This is a genomic window from Anaerobacillus sp. QJM3NY_17, from assembly GCF_056173665.1.
Genome location: NZ_CM149685.1, coordinates 1,379,380 through 1,401,376, shown reverse-complemented (window position 1 = coordinate 1,401,376; position 21,997 = coordinate 1,379,380). Strand labels below are relative to the sequence as shown.

Below are 21,997 nucleotides of genomic sequence, written 5' to 3'. Positions count from 1 at the left end.
AGGGGAATCCTAAAGTGTTAGTGATGAAATTGAAGGGAGCCCCTTGCCATGATAAAAAAATTATTACCATGGCAGCTACGAAAATATTTCGAAATGTCTAAACGCATTCGAAAGCATGAACTTCAGGCCACGCTTTGGTATATGCCTGGCTTATACATTTTAGGAGCCTTTGTATTTGTAGCTGTCACACTTTATTTTGATTTAGTTTTTGAACTATCTAGATATGCGCCTGAGATGTTTCGCACAACAGCTCAGCCAACACGATTGCTAATTAGTGCCCTCATAGGCGGTATTTTAACTCTTAGCGCCTTTACACTCAACTCGTTACTCGTTGTTCTCACAACGTTCAGCGGGCAATTCTCACCTAGAATGCTTCTTAACTTCGTTGCTGACCGAACGACACAGCACTTCATTGGAATATTCCACGGTAGCTTTGTTTATGTTCTCGTCATTTTCTTATTTATTACGAGCAAAGAAGACGAATATTTTGTAGCCATACCCGGCATGACCGTACTACTCGCATTTATAACCGTTGTGACATTTATTTTCTTTATTAACCACGCTACGAGTTGGATGCAAGTACACAATATAGCTACAAACATGAAGGAAGAATCCATTTCCATTGTAAGAGAAACGCTTCGAAACGATCTCGAACAATTCCGTGCTGAAGAACCAGGAGATTTAATGGAAAAAGAACGGGAGACCGAAACGCTTATTACAGCTCCTAAATCTGGCTATATTCAGCTCATTGATTTCAAAACGATGATTGACGAAGCTCGGAAAGACCAAGTCATTATTAAACTCCATAACAAAGTAGGAGATTATGTTCTAGAAGGTAACCGCTTCTTCTCATATTGGGGTGCCGGGGCTGAACGAGTTAACCCAGAAAAATATTGCAGCTTTATTGAATTAGGTTATAAAGAAACAGAGATTCAGGACCTAAAGATGGGGATGACCAAGCTATCAGAAATTGGTGTGAAATCACTCGGTAACGATGACCCCCAAACTTCAATCACCATTATTCATCAAATGGCTGACCTCCTTCTTGAAGTGGAACGAGACATTACCTTCACGCCGTACCTTGCCGATCATGAAAAACAAGTAAGAGTTGTGATGGATGCTGAAGATTTCAGTTATTACCTATATCGAGGATTTGGGTACTTAAGACACTACGCCGGTGATAACTATCCAATCATTACGGAAATCATTTCAGCACTTAGCATGGTTTCACAATCCATTAGTAAGGACAAACTGGATGTTGTATGGAACTTCGCCAAAAATTCAATGGATCACATTCCAAAAGAATTCATCTATGATCTTGATCGAGATTATCTCCTGCAGCGTCTCTATGATCTCGCTGTATTTACAGGGCATCAGGAAGATTACAAGCCCATTGAGAAACGTTTAATCCAAATTGAACAACGGCACTCGTAAGGATACAAACCAAAATTCATATAAAAAAGGTGACCTCCAGAGGTCACCTTTTTTATTTAGCGATATGTTGCTACTTTGCTTACAATTTCATCTTCCTGCTGAAGCTCTTCAAAGGAATACACGCCTTCAACAAATATTTGGTGCCAGAGCATAAAGATTAGCACGGTCCAAATTTTCCTTGCGTAATCACCTTTTCCAGCTTTATGCGCTTCAAGAAGTCTCATCACAAGTGATTTATCAATCAAATAATCTGTTTCACTCACATGAATAAGCTGCTTCGCCCATTCGTACAATTCTTGCCTTAGCCAATGACGTATCGGCACAGGAAAACCAAGTTTTTTTCGGTCAAGAACATGGTCTGGCACAACACCTCGTGCCGCCTTACGAAGAATTGATTTTGTTGTGCCATCTGCAATTTTTTCACAAACTGGAATTTCACGTGCTACTCGGAACACTTCTTTATCAAGAAACGGCACACGAAGTTCTAACGCATTTGCCATTGTCATCTTATCCGCTTTTAAAAGAATGTCTCCTCGTAACCACGTTTGAATATCAACATATTGCATTTGATTCACTAGATTATCTTTCTTCACATTCTTATAGAACGGTTTTGTGATCTTTTGATAATGCTCGTTTTGATAATAAGTCGTTAAAAGCTCTTTCTTTTCACTTTCTTCGAACATCTTCGCATTTCCAATATATCTCTCTGAGAGCGGTGTGGATCCACGCTCAAGAAAGCTCTTTCCTCGCATTCCTTCAGGAAAAACTTGAGCAACGCGATTTACCATTTTTTTCATCATTACCGGCATAGGCTTGAAAAGACGGAGCGCATCGGGCTCGCGGTATATGTTGTATCCACCAAAGAGCTCGTCTGCCCCTTCACCTGAGAGGACAACCGTTACATGCTTCCGTGCTTCTCTTGCAACAAAATAAAGCGGAACACAAGCTGGATCAGCAAGTGGATCATCCATATGCCACATGATTTTTGGTAACTTTTGAACATACTCTTTTGCAGAAATCATGTAAGAATAATTTGGAACGTCCAGCTTATCAGCTGTTTCTTTGGCAACATCAACTTCTGAATATCCGTCTCGTTCAAAGCCAACAGAAAATGTTTTAATTTGAGGATTAAATTTCTTGGCCATCGAAACGATAATGGAAGAATCTATCCCCCCAGACAAAAACGAGCCAACTGGGACATCACTTCGCATGTGAACATTAACGGAATCATAAAGAACATTCTGAATGTCCTTCACCCAATTTCGTTCTGTCGTGATCGGTTTAAATGTCGCATGGAAATAGCGTCTCATCACCATGGGCTCATGATGCTTTTTAACAAAATAATGACCAGGCTCAAGCTTCTTTATTCCTTCCGTCATCGTTAGCGGTTCTGGTACATATTGAAAACTTAAATAATGTTGAAGAGCAGAAGGATTCACGGCTTCGAATTCTTCTATCATTGTAATACTTTTTTTCTCTGAAGCAAAAATCAGCTCCTCATCATTCTGCATATAGTAAAGGGGTTTAATTCCAAAAGGATCGCGTGCGCCCACTAATTTCTTTTCTAGCTTGTCCCAAATAAGAATCGAAAACATTCCTCTTAAGTCAGCGAACGCCTTCTCCCCTTTATGTACAAATAACGTAAGAACCACTTCTGTATCCGATTCCGTGTCAAACGTGTAACCTTCTCTCTTCAACTGTTCACGAAGTTCTACATAATTATAAACTTCCCCATTGAAAACCATCCAATATCGCTTATTTTCGTAATGATAAGGCTGATGCCCACTTTCAAGGTCAATAATACTAAGCCTTCTAAAACCAAGAGAAATCGATTCATCTGTATAATAACCTTCGTCATCTGGTCCTCTGTGTGTAATAATTTGATTCCTTTTCACAAAATCCGAATGATCGTAACGGTCCGATTTTCCTGGTTCTGTACGTAACACTCCAACAAAACCACACATAGTTGTAGCCACACTTTCGTTTGAATTAACACTCCCATTGTAACATGGTTGTAATCTAACCGTAACCTTATCGTTATAAAAATTCGTTAGATCGACTGTTTTTATGACAGTATATGTCAATTTATTCAAAAAGAATCAATCTATTAAACGATTTCAACTTGTTAAATGTTTCATCTGATTTATAAATGCGGTAGCTTTCTTTATTTGAGAGGTAGTAGGAGAAGTAGGTTGTTATCAATTAGTGGAAAGAAGTCATTCGTCTTATCTAGGAAATTAATTGGAAGTGATCCCTTCTATTAAATCACACTCCACTTTCAATTCGAAAGCTAATCCGAAAAGAAGTCAACTTTCGACAAAATTAGAGGAATTGAATAAAATCTATAGAAAAAAACCTCTCTCATTATGTAGCTCAGAGAGAGGTTTACTTATCATTCTATTGTTGCAAAAACGAGATGAAATATACCCAATAAATGGCTTTCCACTGCTGTCACACGAAGACTAGAATTTTCTACAAGTTGGACTATATTCCGATCAAGGTGACATCCGATTTTTTCTGATACTATTGGATCAAACTTCCTTTGAAGATGTGAAACTATGCGATTCGAACTTATTCCGTGTTCAAACAGTAATACTTGTCCACCTGGTTTACACCACTTCGCCATTTGCTCCAATACAACGTTGGGATGAGGATAGGAGCACATAGATAAGGTAGAGACGACCGTATCAAAGGTATTTTCTTTGAAATCAACCATTTCTACATCTTCCTCGACGATCGTACAGGGATACTGCGTTTCTTTTGCAGCCTCTCTTGCATAGCGAACCATCTCTTCACTAAAATCAACTGCTGTTAGTGAATGAATGTTAGGGTATAGTGGGAAATTCGTTCCTGTTCCCACCGATAATTCCAAAACATCACCACTCGCTTTAGCTAAAAGTTTCTTTCGAAATTTTGTATCTATGGTTGTTTTCTTTCTTCTTTTCTCATACATCTTTGCGTGCTTGTCGAATATCTTTGATTGTTTGGTTGGATTAATAATGAATCATCCTGCCTTCCTTGATCAAAAGTCCGATAGTTATGACCATTCCTACCCTTAAAAGGAACTCTATTTATGATGATACCAAGAATTCAATAGTTAGATGGGAAAACCGCGAAAAAATAAACTACGGTAAACCGTAGCTCTATACTCTTCCTATATAAGTTGCGTTCCGATTGATCCCTTGCTGACCAGGTACCCAATTGGCTTGAACGCTTTTTCCTGTCTTCTCATTATATTGAAGTGCCTGAATTAGTCTTAGAATCTCATATGCATTTCTACCTACCTCAACAGGATAAACCATTTTTGAGACGATCACACCTTTTGGGTTAATAATAATCGTTCCTCGATAGGTAGCACCCGCATTTTCATTTAATACACGGTAATCTCGACTGATTTTATGATTTCGATCACTCACAAGCAAATAATTCACTTTCGATGCAGCCGGGGATACTTCGGTGAAAACCTTATGTGCGTAAACGCTATCTGTACTAATTCCTAAGACTACCGTATTCATAGCCTGAAGCTCAGGATAAATAGCAGCGACCGCTGCTAATTCTGTCGGTCAGACAAACGTAAAGTCGCTAGAATAGAAAAAAAGAATGACCCATTTCTCCCGGTAATCCTCTAAGCTGATTCTCTTTATTTCTTTTTGAATCGGATCAAAGGCCTCAGCACGAAATAATGGCGCCTTGTCTGTTGTTTGTGCGCAGTTTAGTCGTTGATAAAATTGCTGCTCTTCATGCTCCACGTCCCCACCTCTTTTCACAGGCAGTATATGTACAAGAGGCTGTCCATTTGTCTGTTTCTTTTATTCCTCTAATCCCTAACGATCATAACCGTTCACTTAAAGCGTTTTATATCATAGAAAAAGAGACTTTCTTTTTACTAAAGAAAGTCTCTTTCATTTAAAGGTTTACCCTTTCATTGCTGCCCATTCTTCACGAGATGGTCCGACCATTCCAGGTACAGTAAGACCAGCCTGGCGCATAAGCACTGTCATTTGTCCTCGATGATGCGTCTGATGTTGGAGCAAGAGAAGAAGAATCGTTCCGTAAGTTGTCTCACTGCCAAAGAATGTGGTTGTTTCTGTTAGCTTCTCATCATTCCACTGCTCCTGAAGAGTGCTCACGAACTCTTCAGCAGTTTTTTTATACAAAGCTGAGATTTCTTCTGCCTTAAAGGATTCACGTTCCTTCATCGGTTGAAGATCGAGCCCAGCACTCGACATCATATAAGTAATCGCTTGTGACAAGTGAACACCTAGCTTTTCAAGTGTAAAATGATCTGGCGCTACTTGCTGTGAAAGAGATTCATCTGTTAGATGATCCATTAGTTTAACTGTTTGAGTCGTCTCACGTTCCCATGTTCGTACAAAATCTTCAAGTGATCGAAACATCAAATAACCTCCTGAATATGTATTCATTCTTTACTTCATTCATTTTACACCTCATTCTTGAGCAAATAAAGTGAGAAACGTTCAGAAAACAAAAATACCCCTCACAAAGAGGGGGGAGAGAATAGGCTATACATCACTCTATGCTAATACATCTCTTCATATGCTAAAACACAAAACCTTCTTTCCTCTTAGCTATGTTAGCTGTAACGGAGGATTTCGCGAAACTTGGCGATTAAGCTCGATATTTCTTGTATTTATCGAGGCTTATCAACCCCAAAGTGGTTTTTCAACAAAAATACAATTGATTTTTTCAGATCGTTAGGCATCCTATATGAATTATGTTATTATATAAATCAGTTTAAATGGAAAAGAGGGATTTACATGGAGGAAGAACAGGAAATCATTCTCCCTGAAATCGGAAGTCTAGTCGAAATCGATAACCGAAAAGCTAAAGTCGTTAGCTTACTAAACAATACGATTGTAGCCGAATGGGAAGAATACTCAGAAGACGAATCAAAACGAATCGTCGTAAGACACGAAGAATATAAAATGCTTTAATAAAAGAAAAGCGCAAGCGCCCGGTTAGGTCCGACAAGCGCTGGAGCCTTTTAATTTGAACACGCCCTTTGTGTTCAGAGTAAAAGGCGAAGCGACTCGAGGACCTGGGCGCTGGAGCTAGATCAGAAAAGCGCAAGCGCCCGGTAGGTCCGACAAGCGCTGGAGCCTTTTAATTTGAACACGCCCTTTGTGTTCAGAGTAAAAGGCGAAGCGACTCGAGGACCTGGGCGCTGGAGCTAGATCAGAAAAGCGCAAGCGCCCGGTAGGTCCGACAAGCGCTGGAGCCTAATGAAACAACACCGAAAGGACAGGGGCAGTTCAATCTCCCCTGTCCTTTCTTATATTATCTTCTAATCCACCATTCACTTAATAAAACAAACAGCAAGACCACAACGCCCGCAAACCAGGGGAACCAATCAGGAACGTATTCCCATCCAAACAATTCTATGCCCCCTATCATTAATAAAGGGAATAAAAAAGAGACTTCACTAAGCCTCTATTTAATCCCAATCCATTTTCATTTTAATGTATCAGTTTCCTCAGCAGACACTTTATCCAACAGCTCTGCGTAAGCCATTTTAAACTTCTCGTATGTTTCAGGCCCATTTGCCTGTTCATTATTTTGAAAAAGCTGCTCAAACGCATAACCTTTCGCTTCTTCCAATGAACATTCTCTCGCACTCATCACGAGCTCCATATAAGATTTAAAATAGGCTTTACTCAGCGTTCCCGCGTTTTTAGTAATCATTCTTCTCACTCCTTACATCAAGATGTTGCTTGCCCACATTATAGTAGGCTTCTTGATCAGAAAGCAATTTTTAAGGGGTTACTTTATCGCATCCTTTTTCTCAACAAACGGTAAGCGAATCGTGAATGTCGTTTCTTCTTCACTAGAATGACAGTTTATTTCCCCGTGGTGATTCTGAATGATCTTTTGACACACATACAATCCGATGCCCGTGCCAAGTTCTTTTGTCGTATAAAAGGGTTCAAAAATGCGATCCAGGGTTTTGTCTGAAATTTTTGGTCCATTATTTGTGATGCGAATGGTTAACATTCCTTCTGCTTGTTCTCCCGTGATCCGTATTAGGCGAGGAGAACCTTCAGCTTTAAGAGCATCTAACGAGTTCATAAGAATATTCAAGAATACTTGTCGTAGTTTATCTTGCTGTCCATATACAGAAAGATTCGCTGGAAATTCATTAACAATTCGCACATCAATATCAATAATACTCGGATAAATGAAGGCAATAATCGAGTCAAACAGACCCTTAACCTCCAGCCACTCTTCCTGTCCGCTATCAATCTCCTTTTTGGAGACATGCAGAAATTGAGCAATGCGAAAGTTTAGCTGTTGCAGCTCATGATCGATCACTTCAACATATTTCATATCGGGATACTCTCTTTGTAGAAGCTTCACAAATCCTATAATGGCTGTAAGGGGATTCCTGAACTCATGAACGAAACTAGAAGACATCTGGCCCAGGATGGAAAGCTTCTCCTGATGGGTTTCATCTATAAAAGAAATCTTTTCCTGCAATTCATTTTCCTTCAGCTTTGTATATTCGGTTACGGCATGATAAGAAAACAGATCAAATAAATCATTTATGGAGTCAAGAGTGTTCTGAAGATCATTCACATTCACTTTAGAATACGTTATATGCTTCATGAGAACGCTTCTTCCAGCATTCACGTTATAAATAAAATCTCCTATGTTTACATTCGCTTCCGCTCGCTCAACCGCTACTTTGTGCGCAAGTGTCACAATCTTCTCATGAGCAATTGGCTCTTTTATATTTTGTTGAACAAGACGATACATGAGAATACCATTGGCTTCCACTTTATCTCGGTGTATGTCTGTCTTAGAAATCCGTATTTTTTCTTTCCATTTGATAAGATAGCTTTCAAGATTATGATCGAGATAGTCTAGTAGTTGCTCTCGAACAGCCATACTTCCTTCACCCCTTCCTGCCTTAGTCGGTGATTCATGGTTATATTTTCAAGTATAACAGTAAATAGAGGGTATTTTATAGATGCATTGTAGAGAGATAATCTATTATTGGTGGATAAAGATCGTCAATCAATGAAAGAAAATCTCTCTTCTTCTTTCCTATAAAAGTAATTCGAACGATATAAGCCAAAAGTGAATATCTCTACAACTGTCGTAAAACAAGTCGTTAAAAGGTATTCAATGCATGTAGTATTGGTGATTGTCTTACAACTCTCACATGCAAAATAAAGCGCTTTACTGATACTCTTACCTATTCGATTTCTTTGATTACCCTCGCTGGATTCCCACCAACCACGACATTCTCCGGCACATCTTTCACAACTACAGCACCTGAAGCAATAACAGCATTGTTTCCGATTGTAACGCCCGGATTAATGATGGCGCCTCCACCAATCCATACGTTGTCTCCAATGAAAACCGGCTTTCCATATTCTTGACCCGAATTGCGTTCCGTCGGATCTAGCGGATGTGTTGCTGCATATATATGGACACCTGGTGCTAGCATGCAATTGTCACCAAAGCGTATTTCACAAATATCGAGAAACACGCAGTCGAAATTCGCAAAAAAGTTCTCTCCTACGTGAATGTTGTAACCATAATCACACTTAAAAGTCGGTTCAATATAGAGATTTTCTTTCGTAGAACCAAAGAACCCCTTCAATAACCGCGTTCTAACTTCTATATCTGTCTCTATTGTTTGATTGAATAACCTAGTTATTTTGCGTGCATGAAGACGATCTTTCTGCAATTGCTCATCCTCTGGTCGATAATATTCTCCCCTGATCATTTTTTCTTTTTCTGACCTCATATAACTCGCTCCTATCTCCTCTAAGAATGGTTATTCACGATAAAACCGTTGTGTTCACAGTCCAATTTTTTAAATAAAATAACATATCCGCCCATAAATCTTCATTCTCTGTGAGAAAATGACCTCCGTTCGGAATGAGGGTCATCTCTATTAAAGGTCCTCGTTTCGCTAGTTTACGAACTTCATTTACAGGTGATAACGTATCTTTCTCTCCGTGCCAAAATCTTAACGGCCCTTTAATCTCGCTAATCTCAAATCCCCAATCTTTCGATAAGAGATTCGTTTCATAGATGACTCCTTCTACACCCTGTCTATAAGCTTCCTTCGCGTGATATAGTCCTGTTTCCACAAGAGCCTCTTCTCTCAAAAAGGCACGGTCCCACTCAGAAAGATGACGATGATTCCCAGCTAACATAGCATTTCGATACTTATGTGGATGACTTTCAAGCATTTTCTTTTGAGCTAAATTCGCTTTCTTAATGAGCCAAGGAAAATACTTTGATAAAAAAAAGGCAATCCGATTTTCTTTCGCCATTTCCTTTGGGGCTCTACCTTTTTTAAATGGCGTAGCTGAAGAAACAAGAGCTGTATTTTGGATTCGTTCAGGCAATGCATAAGCGCATGCCGCAGCGAATGGACCTCCTCCAGAAACACCCAAGACAGAGAAATGCCTTAAACCAATATGCGTAGCGAGCTCCTCTACATCCACAGCCCAATCAAGGATCGTTCTATTTTTTTGAAAAGTGGAGAGCCCATAACCCGGTCGATCTGTTGAAATTAAGTAAATCCCCATCGCTTTGGCTAGTTCATCATCTTCTAAAAACCAGATGCGTGACCCTGGTGTTCCATGAAAAAGCATAATCGGTATACCAGTAGGATCGCCATACTTCCAATAGCCAAGTTTTCTTCCATCACTTAAAACCATCGACTTCTCCTGCATAAGCCCCTCCTTGTGGTTGTCCTATCGCAAAATGGATGAGAAGGTGAACAGCACTAACAATTATTTTCTTTCCCTACAGTAAAGCTTGCTATCTCCCCTAAATAATAACATTTTTAGTTGGGAATTTGATGAAATTAAAAAGAACGCTCAGAATAGAAGGAAAACACTGAAATTGAAAAGATCATAAATGAATTCTTCTTACCTCTTGACCCTTACGTTGCGTTATCCACTAAAGTTAAATTTGAAAGGGGGACATTTAGCAGATGAAACGAGTAAAAGAAGTAGCGGAATTAACTGGAGTCAGCGTTCGAACCCTTCATTACTACGATGAAATCGGACTTTTAACACCAGCTACTACAGAAGCTGGTTACCGTCTTTATTCGAAGGACGATCTTGAGAAGCTTCAGCAAATTCTCTTTTTTAGAGCACTTGATTTCTCGCTGAAGAAAATCAAAACCATTCTAGAGGAACCTGATTTTGATCGAATGGAAGCGCTCAACTATCAAAAAGAAATTCTGCATGAAAAAAAACAACGTCTGGATAAGATGATCACCATGATTGATAAAACGATCCAAAATGTGAAAGGAGAAAGATCAATGACAGATCAAGAGAGATTTGCTGGATTCGATTTTAGCCAGAACCCATATGAACAAGAGGCACGCGAGCGTTATGGAGATGAAGCCATCAATCGTTCTAAGCAAAAGATCAACAGCTTATCAAAGGACGAAAAAAATGCGCTCGGTCACTCATTTGATTCCATTTATAAAAGACTGGCTGATCTTAGAAAGGGTTCACCGGAAGCAGATGAAGCGCAGAAAGCGATTCACGATTGGTATGAATTTCTCAATGGAAATTTCGGATACCGTTATACGCTTGAAGCGTTTGAAGGACTTGGTCAAATGTATGTAGACGATGAGCGCTTCACGAAAAATATTGATCAATATGGAGAAGGTCTCGCGCTTTTTATGCGAGATGCCATGAAAGTGTATGCTGATCAACACAAGTAGAAATCACCAAACAGGTGAGCTCAACCTCTTAAGAAGTTGAGCTCTTTTCTTAATCATTCTTTTTTCCTTTAGTAGAACCAAACCCAACCCCAAGGGCGATTCCAACACCAAGTCCAAGTGGAATATTATCCAAGGCGACACCTACTCCTGCTCCAATTGCTATTCCAAGACCAACGCCTAAACCCATCCTGCTTTCACTTTTTGGTTTACTCACAAATATCTCTCCTTATTAAGGGATTGTCTTACTCTTTACGAATGAGCGGGAAAAAGGTTACATCTTTCGGGACAGCCAGACGGTTTCCTCTCACAAAAGAAACTCTTCCTATTTATATTAGGAAGAGTTTCTTCTAGAGGGCAATTCTCATTTCTTAGAATAATGTTTGCATAATTTAATTCGCTAGCTATTTGCTTTAATTTTCAGTAGCCACTTTGCTTTTCTGAACAGAATCTTCATTAGTAGCTTTCGGTTTTCGAATAAACAAAGCTAAAACAAGTCCAATAATAGCTGAAATACCTGCTACGATAAAGGAAACGTTAACGCCATGTACAAGACCCTCAACTCCACGTGATGGCTGAGCTGCCTGAGACATCACAGTTACGAGTAGCGCGGTTCCAACTGCCCCTGAAACTTGACGCATTGTATTGTTCATTGCTGTGCCGTGTGGAATGAGGTGAGCAGGAAGCTGATTTAATCCTGCCGTTGTAACTGGCATCATCACCATCGCTACCCCAAACATTCTGATCGCATTCACAATAGCTAAATAAGCGAACGTCGTTTCTGCTGTTAAATTTGTGAACATAAATGTCGTCACCGTTACGATAATCAAACCAATGATCGCAAGCCACTTTGCTCCAAATTTATCGAATATCCTACCAGTAATCGGGTTCATAAAGCCCATAATCAGAGCCCCTGGCAATAGCATTAATCCTGATTCAAATGCGGTGAATCCAAGCATATTCTGCATAAGAAGCGGCAGAACAGTCGCAGCGCCGATCATGGCAATAAAGACAACCATCCCAAGCACAGTTGTTAATGTGAATAGCTTATATTGAAACACTCTAAATTGAAGCACAGGCTGCTTGAGTTTTAACTGACGTAAGATGAACCAGCACAATGTCACACTACCGATGAGCATGGCGATAATCACCTGTTCACTTCCCCATCCGTTTGTACCAGCACTACTGAACCCATACAATAATCCACCGAAACCTAACGATGAAAGAACGATCGATAGAATATCTAGCTTCGGATTCGTTTGCTCTGTCACGTTTTTCAAAATCAAATACGCAATAAAGAAGTCAATAATCACGATCGGCAGGATCACATAAAACAAACTTCTCCACGGGTATTGCTCCACAAGCCAGCCTGATAAAGTCGGCCCAATCGCTGGTGCAAAGGAAATCACAAGCCCAAACATCCCCATCGCTGTACCCCTTTTTTCAACAGGGAAAATTAAAAAGAGGATCGTTTGCATAAGCGGAATGATAATCCCGGCTCCAGATGCCTGGATGATACGCCCTACCATCAAGAGTGGAAAGTTCGGGGCAACGGCGCAAATAGCTGTACCAACCGCAAATAGCCCCATCGCGGTTAAGAATAGTGTTCTTGTTGTGAATTTACCTATTAGAAAAGCTGTAATTGGAATCATCACGCCATTAACTAGCATGAAAATCGAGGTTAACCACTGGGCTGTACTTGCCTCCAAGTCTAGATCGACCATGATATGTGGCAATGCCGTCGCAAGCAGCGTTTGATTTAGAATCGCTGCAAATGCACCTGACAATAGCACGATTAAGAGCGGTACTTTATTAAAAGAACCGATTCCTTCTGATGATTGTTTAGTGTCGTTCATGTTCTCCCTTCTTTCTCAATGATTCTCTATTTTCCCGATGTCCTTCAGGAAGGTGTTCGAAGTAGACCGGATTGAAGAAGTCTAAGCTCAGTCTGGTATTTTGCCATCGCATCTGGAATCGATAAGTTATTAGAGATACTGTGAATCAAATTATGAAACGTAACGGCTGTTAAAATCTGCATAATATGAAACACCTCTTTCCTACTTGAAACATTTAAGTTCTCATGATCAACGAGGTCATAAATGTCATCATAGCGATGGTTTGTTACATCCTCGGTTAAATACTGCGAGAACGTATTCTCAATCTTATAGTTCATATTAAGCAGTACATTTCGAATAAAGTCCCTCTGACCAGTATCCTCTGAATGCTCTAATGTAGATCTAAAGATCTCACTAATTGCTTTGAAGAGATCTCCTTCAAACTTCTTTAGATTGGCAATTAAATGTTCATGACGTTCTCTTGCATGTTCATTTAATAAATAAAAGAAAGCATCTTCTTTATCCTCAAAATATTGATAAAAGCTCCCTCTTGGTATACCTGCGGTTTTCAAGATATTTGAAATCGATGCATCATAGAGCGATACTCTAGAAAACTCTTTTTTTGCTGCATCAATTAGTATTTGCTTTTTCTCTTCTTTCAAATTAAAAAAGGTTGCTTTTGGCACATTGAATCACCTACCACTAAAATTATGACACCGTGTCATATCGCCAAACCTACTATATGTGACACAGTGTCACATGTCAAGAAAAGTGAACTCCATAAATAAGCAGCACACTCTATTAAATGATAATGTTTGCTTTCAAAAAAAGAGTGGAAACTATTTTTTAGGAATAATGTTATGCAAAGGTGGTTACTGTGATGAACAGAAACATTAGCAAGGGATGGATTTTCTTCTTCGGGGCTCTCGGAGGCTTACTGTACGGATATGACACAGGAGTTATTTCCGGTGCCTTATTATTTATTGAACATGATATTCCCCTATCCGATTTTCTACAAGGGGTTGTCGTTAGTTCATTATTAGGCGGGGCTATTGTAGGTGCCGGAATGAGTGGGTATGTATCTGATAGATTTGGACGGAGGCGCGTCGTTTTTGCAATCGCACTCATTTACCTGATTGGTTCACTCGTCTTAGCTCTTTCTCCTAACGCAGCCGTTCTCATTATAGGCCGCATCATACTTGGACTTGCTGTTGGTGGTTCGACAGCGATTGTACCAGTCTACTTATCAGAAATGGCTCCAACAAGGTCAAGGGGCGCACTAGCATCGCTTAATCAGTTAATGATCACGATTGGAATTGTGCTCGCTTACCTCATTAACTATGCATTTGCACCAATTGAGGGATGGCGTTGGATGCTTGGTCTTGCTTCCGTTCCAGCGCTCGTATTAATGATCGGTGTTCTCTTTATGCCTGAAAGTCCGCGCTGGCTCATTAAGCGCAACCGTGAAGAAGAGGCCAGAAAAGTGATGGCATTAACGCGAGAACAAAGTGAAATAGATGAAGAAATGAAGCAAATGAAAAAAATTGAGGAAACTGAGGAAAGCACGTGGGATGTACTTAAATCCAAATGGATACGTCCAATGCTTCTTGTCGGAAGCGGTATCGCCATCTTCCAGCAGCTTATTGGTATTAATGCGGTGATCTACTACGCACCAACCATTTTCACTAAAGCTGGTCTTGGAGATTCAGCTTCTATTCTCGGAACGCTTGGAATAGGAATCATGAATGTGTTGATGACGCTTGTAGCGATCGCTACGATTGATAAGCTAGGTCGAAAAAAACTGTTGCTACTAGGAAATATCGGGATGTCGTTAAGCTTAATTATTCTTGCAACGATTCTCTTTACAGCAGAACTTACAACGACAATTGCCTGGCTAACCGTCATCTTTCTTGGGCTCTTTATCATCTTTTTCTCCGCCACTTGGGGCCCAGTTGTTTGGGTTATGCTACCGGAACTTTTCCCTAATAAAGCCCGTGGTGCAGCGACTGGATTTACAACACTTCTTCTATCAGCATCGAATTTAGTTGTTTCCTTATTCTTTCCTGTTCTACTCTCAGCGCTCGGAACAGCATGGGTATTCGTAATCTTTGCCATTATCGGTGTCTTTGCCTTCTTCTTTGTCATGAAATATGTACCAGAAACAAAAGGAAGAAGCCTTGAAGATATTGAAAATGACCTCCGAGGAAAAGCTTCAACGTAATACAAGCATACAGAACCCGCTCATCCACATTGGATCAGCGGGTCTTCTTTTTGAGCAACGTCTCCGTTATATCCGCTCACCATTCTTAAGCTTTTTAATTAATTCGGTAAGATCAGATTTTTGAATACGCCAGTGACTGCCAATCTTAAACGCCGGGATTTTGCCATCCTGAACTAATTTATATGTGGTCATCTCACTAATTTGAAAATATTTCGCCACTTGAGAGATCGTCATAATATCATGATGCTCATTATCCTGACTCATGTTATCGCTCCTTATCAATCTATCACCCTATTCTAACAAAGTTCTTCCACTTATGGACCCAAACTCTATTAATACGATAACTCATTATAACAGGTTATATCAAATTAGGTTAAATTAGATCAAAAGATGAATGAATCATCCGCTTTTAGTGTTCTACTATTAAATTATCAAAATTAAACGCACGCGTATTCGAGAGTAAATAAGAGTAAATTAAAGTTTTTACCGTATGATTTTCGCTTACATCCTCATTTCCATTTTCATAGATTCTATGCTAAACTTCATCTTGTTGTAAACGGACCCGACTTCTATGAGAGTTAGGAGTCATCACAATACTAGATTTAGAAAGAGGTGCAACATTGAACTTATCTTCTATTAAACAAGATTGGTTTGGCAATGTGAAAAACGATACCCTCGCCGGAATCGTTGTCGCACTTGCCTTAATACCAGAAGCGATTGCCTTTTCCATTATCGCAGGCGTAGATCCGATGGTTGGATTATATGCGAGCTTTTGTATCGCCGTAGTAATTTCATTTGTTGGTGGTAGACCAGGAATGATTTCTGCAGCAACAGGAGCCATGGCGCTTCTAATGGTGACGCTTGTAGCGGATCATGGACTACAATATTTACTTGCAGCAACGATCTTAACAGGGGTTATTCAATTCTTCCTTGGCGTGTTTAAGCTTGCTCGCTTTATGAAGTTCGTACCACGCTCCGTTATGATTGGGTTTGTGAACTCACTTGCGATTTTGATTTTCACTTCTCAACTGCCGCATTTCGTTGGTGAATCATGGCCAATGTACTTGATGGTAGCAGGTGCTCTTGCAATTATTTATATCGTTCCACGATTCACGAAAGCTGTTCCATCACCACTCATTGCGATCGTTGTGATTACAATTGTTGCGATTACAACTAGTAGTGGCGTTCGAACGGTTGGGGATATGGGTGAATTAACGCAAGCATTACCATTATTTCTAATTCCAAGTATTCCATTGAACTTTGAAACATTAGCGATTATTTTCCCATATTCAATGGCTCTAGCAGTTGTTGGTTTACTTGAGACATTCTTAACAGCACAAATCGTTGATGATTTAACAGATACAGATAGCAATAAGAATAAAGAAGCAAAAGGTCAGGGCATGGCGAACGTTGTAGCCGGATTTTTCGGAGGAATGGCTGGTTGTGCGATGATTGGACAATCCGTTATTAACGTGAAATCAGGTGGACGTGGACGCTTATCCACTTTCGTTGCCGGCGTTTTCTTAATGATTCTGATCTTAGTATTAAACGATTTACTCGTTAAAATACCTATGGCAGCTCTAGTTGGCGTTATGATTATGGTATCCATTGGAACATTCGATTGGTCATCCATTAAAAATCTTCATAAAATGCCGCGATCTGACGCAGCCGTGATGGTCGTTACCGTCATTACTGTTGTCACAACGCATGATTTATCAAAAGGTGTACTTGCCGGTGTTATTCTAAGTGCTTTATTCTTCGCTTCTAAGATTTCAAAAGTACGCGTTGAAGAAAAGATCGACGAATACGCGGAGAAAAAGATTTACCACATTCATGGTCAGCTGTTCTTTGCATCTGTTACTGACTTTGTGAATAGCTTTAATTATAAAGAAGAAGGTATTAAAACGGTCGAGATTGATTTATCAGATGCTCACGTTTGGGATGACTCAGGTGTTGGCGCCGTTGATAAAGCCATCATGAAATTCAGACAAAACGAGATCGATGTGAAAGTGACTGGTGTTAACCAGGAAAGTTCACAGCTTATCGACCGCTTAGCTGTTTATAATAAATAAGCGCAAGAAAAAAGCCACTGCTGTGGCTTTTTTCTATGTTATGCGTTTGTATAGATCATAACGAAATGTAAGACAGCACCTTCGCTGTGAAGATTTAAGTAACCATGCTTCTGATCCGCTCTAAACTTAATCGAATCATACGTATTTAATTCATACGTTTGTTCCTGAACTTGTACAGTTGCCTTTCCTTCCATCACTGTTACATACTCAATGACCCCTTCTTGATGAGCATCTGCGTAATACTCTCCCATAGGTTCTAAAAAAGCACGGTGCGTTTCAAGAGAGCCATAGCCACTATCTGTAAACATGGGTTCTAACGTTAAAGCTTCATTTGAACTCAATACTTTATTGCCCTCATTTTTCCTTGAAATGACGACTTCTTCCTTTTCTGCTAGTAGACTTGAGATCGGGATGGAAAGACCATTCGCTATTTTCCATATCACCGTTAAAGAAGGATTCGCCTCTCCTCTCTCAATTTTACCTAACGTAAGCTTACTCACGTCTGTTAACGTTGCTAGATCCTGCAAGCTTATCTCACGTTTTTTTCGAATGGCTCTTAACGTCATACCAACCTGCTGAGCAAGCTTTTCTGCAGCTGTTATCTTTTTTTCATCCACTAATAAATCCTCTCCATTATCTTTCTCTTGTATATTTCCACCACACCCTATAGTATATTATAATATACACAAAACATAATATACTATACTTAACAAAGGGCGTGTTTAAGTAATATGAGGGAAATTGCGATCGGTATTCTCGCCTCAATGTTTTTTGCAGTTACATTTATTTTGAATCGTTCAATGGAGTTAGCCGGAGGAAGCTGGATGTGGAGCTCCTCCCTCCGCTTCCTTTTCATGATTCCTTTTCTTCTATTAATTGTACTCGTTAGACGGAATATGAAACAAGTTTTTATTGAAATGCGAAGGAACCCTTTTCAGTGGTTACTCTGGAGTTTTGTTGGATTCGTTTTATTTTATGCCCCTTTAACCTATGCTGCCGCTTATGGCGCAGGGTGGCTAGTGGCAGGAACGTGGCAAATGACGATCGTAGGGGGAATTCTCGTAGCTCCTCTTTTTTACTCAACCGTTCAAACGTCTAGTGGATCGATAAAAAAACGGCACCGCATTCAAAAAAAAGCCCTCCTTATTTCCATCGTGATTCTTGCTGGTGTCATGTTAATTCAGTGGCAAAAAGCAAATGAAATGACTGTAAACGAAGTGATGGTTGGCGTTCTTCCTGTCCTTTTTGCGGCAATTGCTTATCCACTCGGAAACCGAAAGATGATGGAGCTTTGTGATGGACGACTCGATACCTTTCAACGAGTGTTAGGCATGACGCTTGGGAGCACTCCGTTCTGGATTATTTTAAGTGTTATCGCCTGGAATAAGGTTGGCCTTCCTTCAGGAGAACAGCTCACTCAATCGCTGATCGTTGCCACCTGTTCAGGCGTTATTGCCACAACATTATTTTTTATCGCAACAGACCGCGTGAGACTTCACCAGGGAAAGCTTGCCTCTGTTGAAGCGACTCAGTCAACTCAGGTATTGTTTGTGATCGCAGGAGAGGGACTGCTTCTATCGAGCCCACTTCCTACCGACATCGCATGGGTTGGCATTGCCCTCATTATTGTCGGCATCGTTCTTCATAGCTTTAATGTTAAAAAGCTGAACGTATCCAGCACTCCCGACCATCGACAAGTAGATCAACAGAAAACGGTTTAGAAAAGCTTCCTACTAAAATAAAATGACCAGTCATTTCCTAATGATTGGTCATTTTATGAAGTGTCATGTACTTTTTCTCTTCAAACTCTCTATCCCTTTATGATCGTCTTAGGTAATTGCTTCCGAAGACTCATCATCACGATAAGCCCAACGACGCTAATTACATAAGCCCCCATCTCCCATGCAAAACCTTCCAAATGAAGCAAACTAAACAGCAGCTGAGCTCCAAAAAGAATCAGCATTAAGACAAGACTCGATAACAAACCAATAAGAGAATTAAAATTAGCAATTAGACCAATTATAATGATACCGCCTACAGTTAAAGCAACTGGTTGACTGAGAAACAATATGTCTCTCCCAAATTCTATGTGAAGAACCGTAACCCCTACGGTGAAAATCATCGGGACCATAACGATGCCATAAACAATCAGAAAGCTCTTTACACCTGTATGGAAAGAACTCATCCGAAGGGCCCCTATAAGAGCAACCAACCATACAATCGTTGAAATAGGATAACCGATGATTTCAATTAGTGAAAATGATGTATTCCCATCTATAAACTGTGATACTAAAAAGATACCAAAAACTCCTGCAATCATACGCGCAATTAATTTCCGATTATCATGTGGCGACTGATCCATCGAATCAATCAATTCTTTTGCGTAAGCTTTCGGATCCTTTCCAAAGATATCTTTCGCTGTCTTTCCGTCGCGTTCCCCCTCCATCAAGTGATCTTCTGCTTCCATTAAGAAGCGATCGATTTCCTCTTCATCTACTCCTTTCGTAATCAGATAAACACGCATATCTTGAATAAATTTCTCGCTTTCTTTCGTCATCTCCTCATTCACTCTCCTTGTTTAAAATCTGATTGACCGTTGTGCTTAAATGAATCCACCGTTTCTGAAAACTTTTCAATTCTTCTTCTCCCTTTTTCGTTAACGCGTAGTACTTTCGTTTCGGTCCTGCTGTTGATTTCTTTAACGTTGACTGTATGAGCTGATCTTTCTGTAAACGGATAAGGATAGGGTAAATTGTCCCTTCACTAAATGCTTCAAAGCCATAATGATCAAGCTTTGAGGCAAGCTCATATCCGTATACTTCTCCTTCACTAATAATCGATAAAATACAGCCATCAATGATTCCTTTTAACATTTGAGTTGTTTGCATGTGCTTCACCAATCTTTCCAATCTATAACTCTTGTTATACAAGAGTTATAGAAATCACCCAGCTATCTTGCAAAGCAAGGTATATACGTAGTATATGCTAAGCTATCTTGTATGACAAGAGTTATATTCATATTTTTACCAAAATAGAAAAAACGCCCCAGTAATGCTTAGGGGCGCTCGTTTTTTAATGTAGCGTAACTTTCACAAGTTCAATCAAAACCTCTTCTGCAGAACGAACCGGTTCTCCCCCGCCTTGCGCAAAGTCTTTCTTTCCTCCACCTTTTCCATTAATGAATGGAAGAACTTCTTTTAAAGAAAGGTTCATATCATAAGATAAAGCTTCTCCTCTTCCACAAACAATTTGCAGCTTATCTTCTGCCTCACTTATGAAAAAGACGATCACATGTGGATCTTCTTTCAGCACCATCTTCGCTAGCTTTTGCAGTTCTTTCATTCCATGTTGTTTGGAAATCATCTGCACGACTTTTTGGTCATGAATGGTATCAGCACCATGAAGTAATTCCTTTCCTTCATAAGAAAGTAGTTTTTCATTTAGCTCTTCAATCGTTTTTTCATATTCTTTCGACTGAAGGAGCACTCGTTCTGCCGCTTCTACTAAATCTGATTGAGGAACGCTAAGAGCGTTCGTGAGTCCAAGGATGATACCCTGTTTCTTCCGAAGTTCATCAGTTACTCGCTCGCCACAGACAAAATGGATGCGCGTTTGTTTTTTTTGCTTTTCTATTTTCAAAATAGATACTGCCTGTACCTGGCCTGTCGAAGAAGGGTGTGTCCCTCCGCATCCGCTATAGTCTACGTCTGGAATCATTACAAGACGGATGTCTTCCGAGACGGCTAGCTGCTTTCGAAGGGTATAATTCGCCAGCTCCTCTTCGCTTACCCACTTCGTTTCAATCGGCAAGTTCTGCTGAACAACGTTATTCGCAAATTTTTCAGCTGCTCTAACTTCATCATCATCAAGAGTGGCAACGTTAAGGTCGATCGTACAAACTTCCTGACCTAGATGAAAGCTCACCGTACTATATCCAAGTTGGTCTTCAAAAGCTGCCGAAAGGATGTGCTGCCCTGCATGCTGTTGCATGTGATCAAACCTTCGAGGCCAGTTGATATTTCCGTGAATATGTTCTGCCTCAGGAAGCTTGCCGTCAACATAGTGACGGACTTCTCCATCTACCTCTTCTACATCAAGAACCTGTACACCATTAAGCGTTCCACTATCATATGGCTGACCTCCACCAGTTGGATAAAAAGCCGTTTGATCTAGAACAACGTAAGAGCGATTCGCATCATCTGTGAACTGCTCCCACTTTTCAGCGGTAAAGGTTGTTATGTATGGGTCTTGATAGAATAATTTAGTCGTCATTGCATTTCACTTCTTTCTGTACTAGTAAATAAGTTACTATTGATTAGCTTATCATTTATCAAATTTGAGAGCCGCTGTATCAATCTCGTTAAAAAAGTTATTTGAAATAGCGCGGAATGAATGAAGTTTTCGTAGAAAAATCGAATATAAGTTTGAACCGTTTACCTCATCAGTTTTTGAAGCCCGGCATTCCGTTCTTGGCGCACTTCCTCCGAAGCGAGATCATATTTCTTCAACAGGTGAAACAGTTCGTTCAATGTTTCTTGTGTAATTGTTTGTTGTAAGAAGCGATATGTATCCTGCACAAGTTCATCTGGCATATAAGGTGACTGGGTCTCAAGCTTTGTCATAACGTCTCCGTACGAGTGATCGATTGTACATTTCCCCACTTGCCTTCACTCCTCTCTTCTTATACTACTAGTTTAGCACGATTCATTCACGCGGT

23 protein-coding genes are annotated in these 21,997 nt (G+C 40.0%); 6 read left to right on the top strand and 17 right to left on the bottom strand.

All coding sequences use genetic code 11. From position 1 onward, the window contains the following. Positions 1–48: 48 nt before the first annotated feature. A complete protein-coding gene (locus AC0VYV_RS07535; RefSeq protein WP_283152468.1) occupies positions 49–1,434 on the top strand; it encodes a DUF2254 domain-containing protein in 1,386 nt (461 codons plus the stop codon). 56 nt (positions 1,435–1,490) lie between these two features. On the opposite strand, the gene asnB is transcribed toward AC0VYV_RS07535, so the two are convergent. From asnB to AC0VYV_RS07515, 4 genes are all read right to left on the bottom strand, one after another. Beyond that, positions 1,491–3,398 carry an asparagine synthase (glutamine-hydrolyzing) gene (gene asnB, locus AC0VYV_RS07530; RefSeq protein ID WP_475369048.1) on the bottom strand — a complete coding sequence of 636 codons (1,908 nt, stop codon included), beginning with the start codon at positions 3,396–3,398 and terminating at the stop codon, positions 1,491–1,493. 428 nt (positions 3,399–3,826) lie between these two features. Further along, the gene (locus tag AC0VYV_RS07525; protein ID WP_430242405.1) at positions 3,827–4,387 is read right to left on the bottom strand and encodes a class I SAM-dependent methyltransferase; all 561 of its coding nucleotides are present in this window, start codon (positions 4,385–4,387) and stop codon (positions 3,827–3,829) included. Between the two features lie 190 nt (positions 4,388–4,577). Continuing rightward, positions 4,578–5,183, bottom strand: coding sequence for a peroxiredoxin (locus tag AC0VYV_RS07520; protein ID WP_475367048.1), 606 nt, complete (start codon positions 5,181–5,183; stop codon positions 4,578–4,580). Positions 5,184–5,348: 165 nt separating this feature from the next. After that, on the bottom strand, positions 5,349–5,831 hold the full coding sequence (locus AC0VYV_RS07515; RefSeq protein ID WP_475368775.1) for a DinB family protein: 483 nt from the start codon (positions 5,829–5,831) through the stop codon (positions 5,349–5,351). Positions 5,832–6,212: 381 nt separating this feature from the next. Between AC0VYV_RS07515 and AC0VYV_RS07510 the strand changes: the two genes are divergently transcribed. After that, positions 6,213–6,389, top strand: coding sequence for a hypothetical protein (locus AC0VYV_RS07510; RefSeq protein ID WP_194220982.1), 177 nt, complete (start codon positions 6,213–6,215; stop codon positions 6,387–6,389). Between the two features lie 517 nt (positions 6,390–6,906). Here the strand turns inward: AC0VYV_RS07510 and AC0VYV_RS07505 are convergent. From AC0VYV_RS07505 to AC0VYV_RS07490, 4 genes are all read right to left on the bottom strand, one after another. Next, entirely contained in the window at positions 6,907–7,137 is a 231-nt protein-coding gene (locus AC0VYV_RS07505; protein ID WP_475367046.1) for a hypothetical protein, read from the bottom strand. A 78-nt stretch (positions 7,138–7,215) separates the two neighbouring features. Beyond that, entirely contained in the window at positions 7,216–8,340 is a 1,125-nt protein-coding gene (locus AC0VYV_RS07500) for a histidine kinase N-terminal domain-containing protein (RefSeq protein WP_475368773.1), read from the bottom strand. 310 nt (positions 8,341–8,650) lie between these two features. Next, entirely contained in the window at positions 8,651–9,208 is a 558-nt protein-coding gene (locus AC0VYV_RS07495; protein WP_475374711.1) for a maltose acetyltransferase domain-containing protein, read from the bottom strand. A gap of 34 nt (positions 9,209–9,242) precedes the next feature. Then, positions 9,243–10,148 carry an alpha/beta fold hydrolase gene (locus tag AC0VYV_RS07490; protein WP_475367043.1) on the bottom strand — a complete coding sequence of 302 codons (906 nt, stop codon included), beginning with the start codon at positions 10,146–10,148 and terminating at the stop codon, positions 9,243–9,245. A gap of 263 nt (positions 10,149–10,411) precedes the next feature. Here AC0VYV_RS07490 and AC0VYV_RS07485 point away from each other — a divergent pair, with 263 nt between their 5' ends. Then, on the top strand, positions 10,412–11,155 hold the full coding sequence (locus AC0VYV_RS07485; protein ID WP_475367042.1) for a MerR family transcriptional regulator: 744 nt from the start codon (positions 10,412–10,414) through the stop codon (positions 11,153–11,155). A 49-nt stretch (positions 11,156–11,204) separates the two neighbouring features. Here the strand turns inward: AC0VYV_RS07485 and AC0VYV_RS07480 are convergent, their stop codons facing one another. From AC0VYV_RS07480 to AC0VYV_RS07470, 3 genes are all read right to left on the bottom strand, one after another. After that, complete coding sequence (locus AC0VYV_RS07480) at positions 11,205–11,369, bottom strand: glycine zipper domain-containing protein (RefSeq protein WP_430241371.1); 165 nt, start codon at positions 11,367–11,369, stop codon at positions 11,205–11,207. Positions 11,370–11,565: 196 nt separating this feature from the next. Beyond that, on the bottom strand, positions 11,566–13,008 hold the full coding sequence (locus AC0VYV_RS07475) for a DHA2 family efflux MFS transporter permease subunit (protein ID WP_475374710.1): 1,443 nt from the start codon (positions 13,006–13,008) through the stop codon (positions 11,566–11,568). Positions 13,009–13,052: 44 nt separating this feature from the next. Continuing rightward, on the bottom strand, positions 13,053–13,673 hold the full coding sequence (locus AC0VYV_RS07470; RefSeq protein WP_194220975.1) for a TetR/AcrR family transcriptional regulator: 621 nt from the start codon (positions 13,671–13,673) through the stop codon (positions 13,053–13,055). Between the two features lie 194 nt (positions 13,674–13,867). On the opposite strand from AC0VYV_RS07470, the gene AC0VYV_RS07465 reads away from it, so the two are divergent. Further along, the gene (locus AC0VYV_RS07465; RefSeq protein ID WP_475368770.1) at positions 13,868–15,208 is read left to right on the top strand and encodes a sugar porter family MFS transporter; all 1,341 of its coding nucleotides are present in this window, start codon (positions 13,868–13,870) and stop codon (positions 15,206–15,208) included. 66 nt (positions 15,209–15,274) lie between these two features. On the opposite strand, the gene AC0VYV_RS07460 is transcribed toward AC0VYV_RS07465, so the two are convergent. Continuing rightward, positions 15,275–15,472 carry a helix-turn-helix domain-containing protein gene (locus tag AC0VYV_RS07460; protein ID WP_098442909.1) on the bottom strand — a complete coding sequence of 66 codons (198 nt, stop codon included), beginning with the start codon at positions 15,470–15,472 and terminating at the stop codon, positions 15,275–15,277. A gap of 356 nt (positions 15,473–15,828) precedes the next feature. On the opposite strand from AC0VYV_RS07460, the gene AC0VYV_RS07455 reads away from it, so the two are divergent. Beyond that, positions 15,829–17,280, top strand: coding sequence for a SulP family inorganic anion transporter (locus tag AC0VYV_RS07455; RefSeq protein WP_283152483.1), 1,452 nt, complete (start codon positions 15,829–15,831; stop codon positions 17,278–17,280). A 38-nt stretch (positions 17,281–17,318) separates the two neighbouring features. Here AC0VYV_RS07455 and AC0VYV_RS07450 read toward each other — a convergent pair whose 3' ends face one another. Further along, positions 17,319–17,846, bottom strand: coding sequence for a helix-turn-helix domain-containing protein (locus tag AC0VYV_RS07450; protein WP_475369047.1), 528 nt, complete (start codon positions 17,844–17,846; stop codon positions 17,319–17,321). Positions 17,847–18,011: 165 nt separating this feature from the next. Between AC0VYV_RS07450 and AC0VYV_RS07445 the strand changes: the two genes are divergently transcribed. After that, positions 18,012–19,001 carry a DMT family transporter gene (locus AC0VYV_RS07445; RefSeq protein ID WP_475374709.1) on the top strand — a complete coding sequence of 330 codons (990 nt, stop codon included), beginning with the start codon at positions 18,012–18,014 and terminating at the stop codon, positions 18,999–19,001. 89 nt (positions 19,002–19,090) lie between these two features. Here the strand turns inward: AC0VYV_RS07445 and AC0VYV_RS07440 are convergent, their stop codons facing one another. The 4 genes from AC0VYV_RS07440 to AC0VYV_RS07425 form a co-directional block, all read right to left on the bottom strand. Next, the gene (locus tag AC0VYV_RS07440) at positions 19,091–19,837 is read right to left on the bottom strand and encodes a DUF1129 family protein (RefSeq protein ID WP_475374708.1); all 747 of its coding nucleotides are present in this window, start codon (positions 19,835–19,837) and stop codon (positions 19,091–19,093) included. Between the two features lie 4 nt (positions 19,838–19,841). After that, positions 19,842–20,168, bottom strand: coding sequence for a PadR family transcriptional regulator (locus AC0VYV_RS07435; protein ID WP_430241381.1), 327 nt, complete (start codon positions 20,166–20,168; stop codon positions 19,842–19,844). Between the two features lie 184 nt (positions 20,169–20,352). After that, on the bottom strand, positions 20,353–21,552 hold the full coding sequence (locus AC0VYV_RS07430) for an alanyl-tRNA editing protein (protein ID WP_475374707.1): 1,200 nt from the start codon (positions 21,550–21,552) through the stop codon (positions 20,353–20,355). Between the two features lie 161 nt (positions 21,553–21,713). After that, the gene (locus AC0VYV_RS07425) at positions 21,714–21,941 is read right to left on the bottom strand and encodes a hypothetical protein (protein ID WP_430241361.1); all 228 of its coding nucleotides are present in this window, start codon (positions 21,939–21,941) and stop codon (positions 21,714–21,716) included. Positions 21,942–21,997 lie beyond the last annotated feature (56 nt).

What these genes read in the sequence shown, in the direction of transcription:
- AC0VYV_RS07490 (WP_475367043.1), bottom strand. Translation starts at nt 10,148, where the DNA reads ATGCAGGAGAAGTCGATGGTTTTAAGTGATGGAAGAAAACTTGGCTAT.
- AC0VYV_RS07500 (WP_475368773.1), bottom strand. Translation starts at nt 8,340, where the DNA reads ATGGCTGTTCGAGAGCAACTACTAGACTATCTCGATCATAATCTTGAA.
- AC0VYV_RS07485 (WP_475367042.1), top strand. Translation starts at nt 10,412, where the DNA reads ATGAAACGAGTAAAAGAAGTAGCGGAATTAACTGGAGTCAGCGTTCGA.
- AC0VYV_RS07450 (WP_475369047.1), bottom strand. Translation starts at nt 17,846, where the DNA reads ATGACGTTAAGAGCCATTCGAAAAAAACGTGAGATAAGCTTGCAGGAT.
- AC0VYV_RS07495 (WP_475374711.1), bottom strand. Translation starts at nt 9,208, where the DNA reads ATGAGGTCAGAAAAAGAAAAAATGATCAGGGGAGAATATTATCGACCA.
- AC0VYV_RS07515 (WP_475368775.1), bottom strand. Translation starts at nt 5,831, where the DNA reads ATGTTTCGATCACTTGAAGATTTTGTACGAACATGGGAACGTGAGACG.
- AC0VYV_RS07505 (WP_475367046.1), bottom strand. Translation starts at nt 7,137, where the DNA reads ATGATTACTAAAAACGCGGGAACGCTGAGTAAAGCCTATTTTAAATCT.
- asnB (WP_475369048.1), bottom strand. Translation starts at nt 3,398, where the DNA reads ATGTGTGGTTTTGTTGGAGTGTTACGTACAGAACCAGGAAAATCGGAC.
- AC0VYV_RS07440 (WP_475374708.1), bottom strand. Translation starts at nt 19,837, where the DNA reads ATGACGAAAGAAAGCGAGAAATTTATTCAAGATATGCGTGTTTATCTG.
- AC0VYV_RS07435 (WP_430241381.1), bottom strand. Translation starts at nt 20,168, where the DNA reads ATGCAAACAACTCAAATGTTAAAAGGAATCATTGATGGCTGTATTTTA.
- AC0VYV_RS07475 (WP_475374710.1), bottom strand. Translation starts at nt 13,008, where the DNA reads ATGAACGACACTAAACAATCATCAGAAGGAATCGGTTCTTTTAATAAA.
- AC0VYV_RS07430 (WP_475374707.1), bottom strand. Translation starts at nt 21,552, where the DNA reads ATGACGACTAAATTATTCTATCAAGACCCATACATAACAACCTTTACC.
- AC0VYV_RS07510 (WP_194220982.1), top strand. Translation starts at nt 6,213, where the DNA reads ATGGAGGAAGAACAGGAAATCATTCTCCCTGAAATCGGAAGTCTAGTC.
- AC0VYV_RS07445 (WP_475374709.1), top strand. Translation starts at nt 18,012, where the DNA reads ATGAGGGAAATTGCGATCGGTATTCTCGCCTCAATGTTTTTTGCAGTT.
- AC0VYV_RS07525 (WP_430242405.1), bottom strand. Translation starts at nt 4,387, where the DNA reads ATGTATGAGAAAAGAAGAAAGAAAACAACCATAGATACAAAATTTCGA.
- AC0VYV_RS07460 (WP_098442909.1), bottom strand. Translation starts at nt 15,472, where the DNA reads ATGAGTCAGGATAATGAGCATCATGATATTATGACGATCTCTCAAGTG.
- AC0VYV_RS07535 (WP_283152468.1), top strand. Translation starts at nt 49, where the DNA reads ATGATAAAAAAATTATTACCATGGCAGCTACGAAAATATTTCGAAATG.
- AC0VYV_RS07465 (WP_475368770.1), top strand. Translation starts at nt 13,868, where the DNA reads ATGAACAGAAACATTAGCAAGGGATGGATTTTCTTCTTCGGGGCTCTC.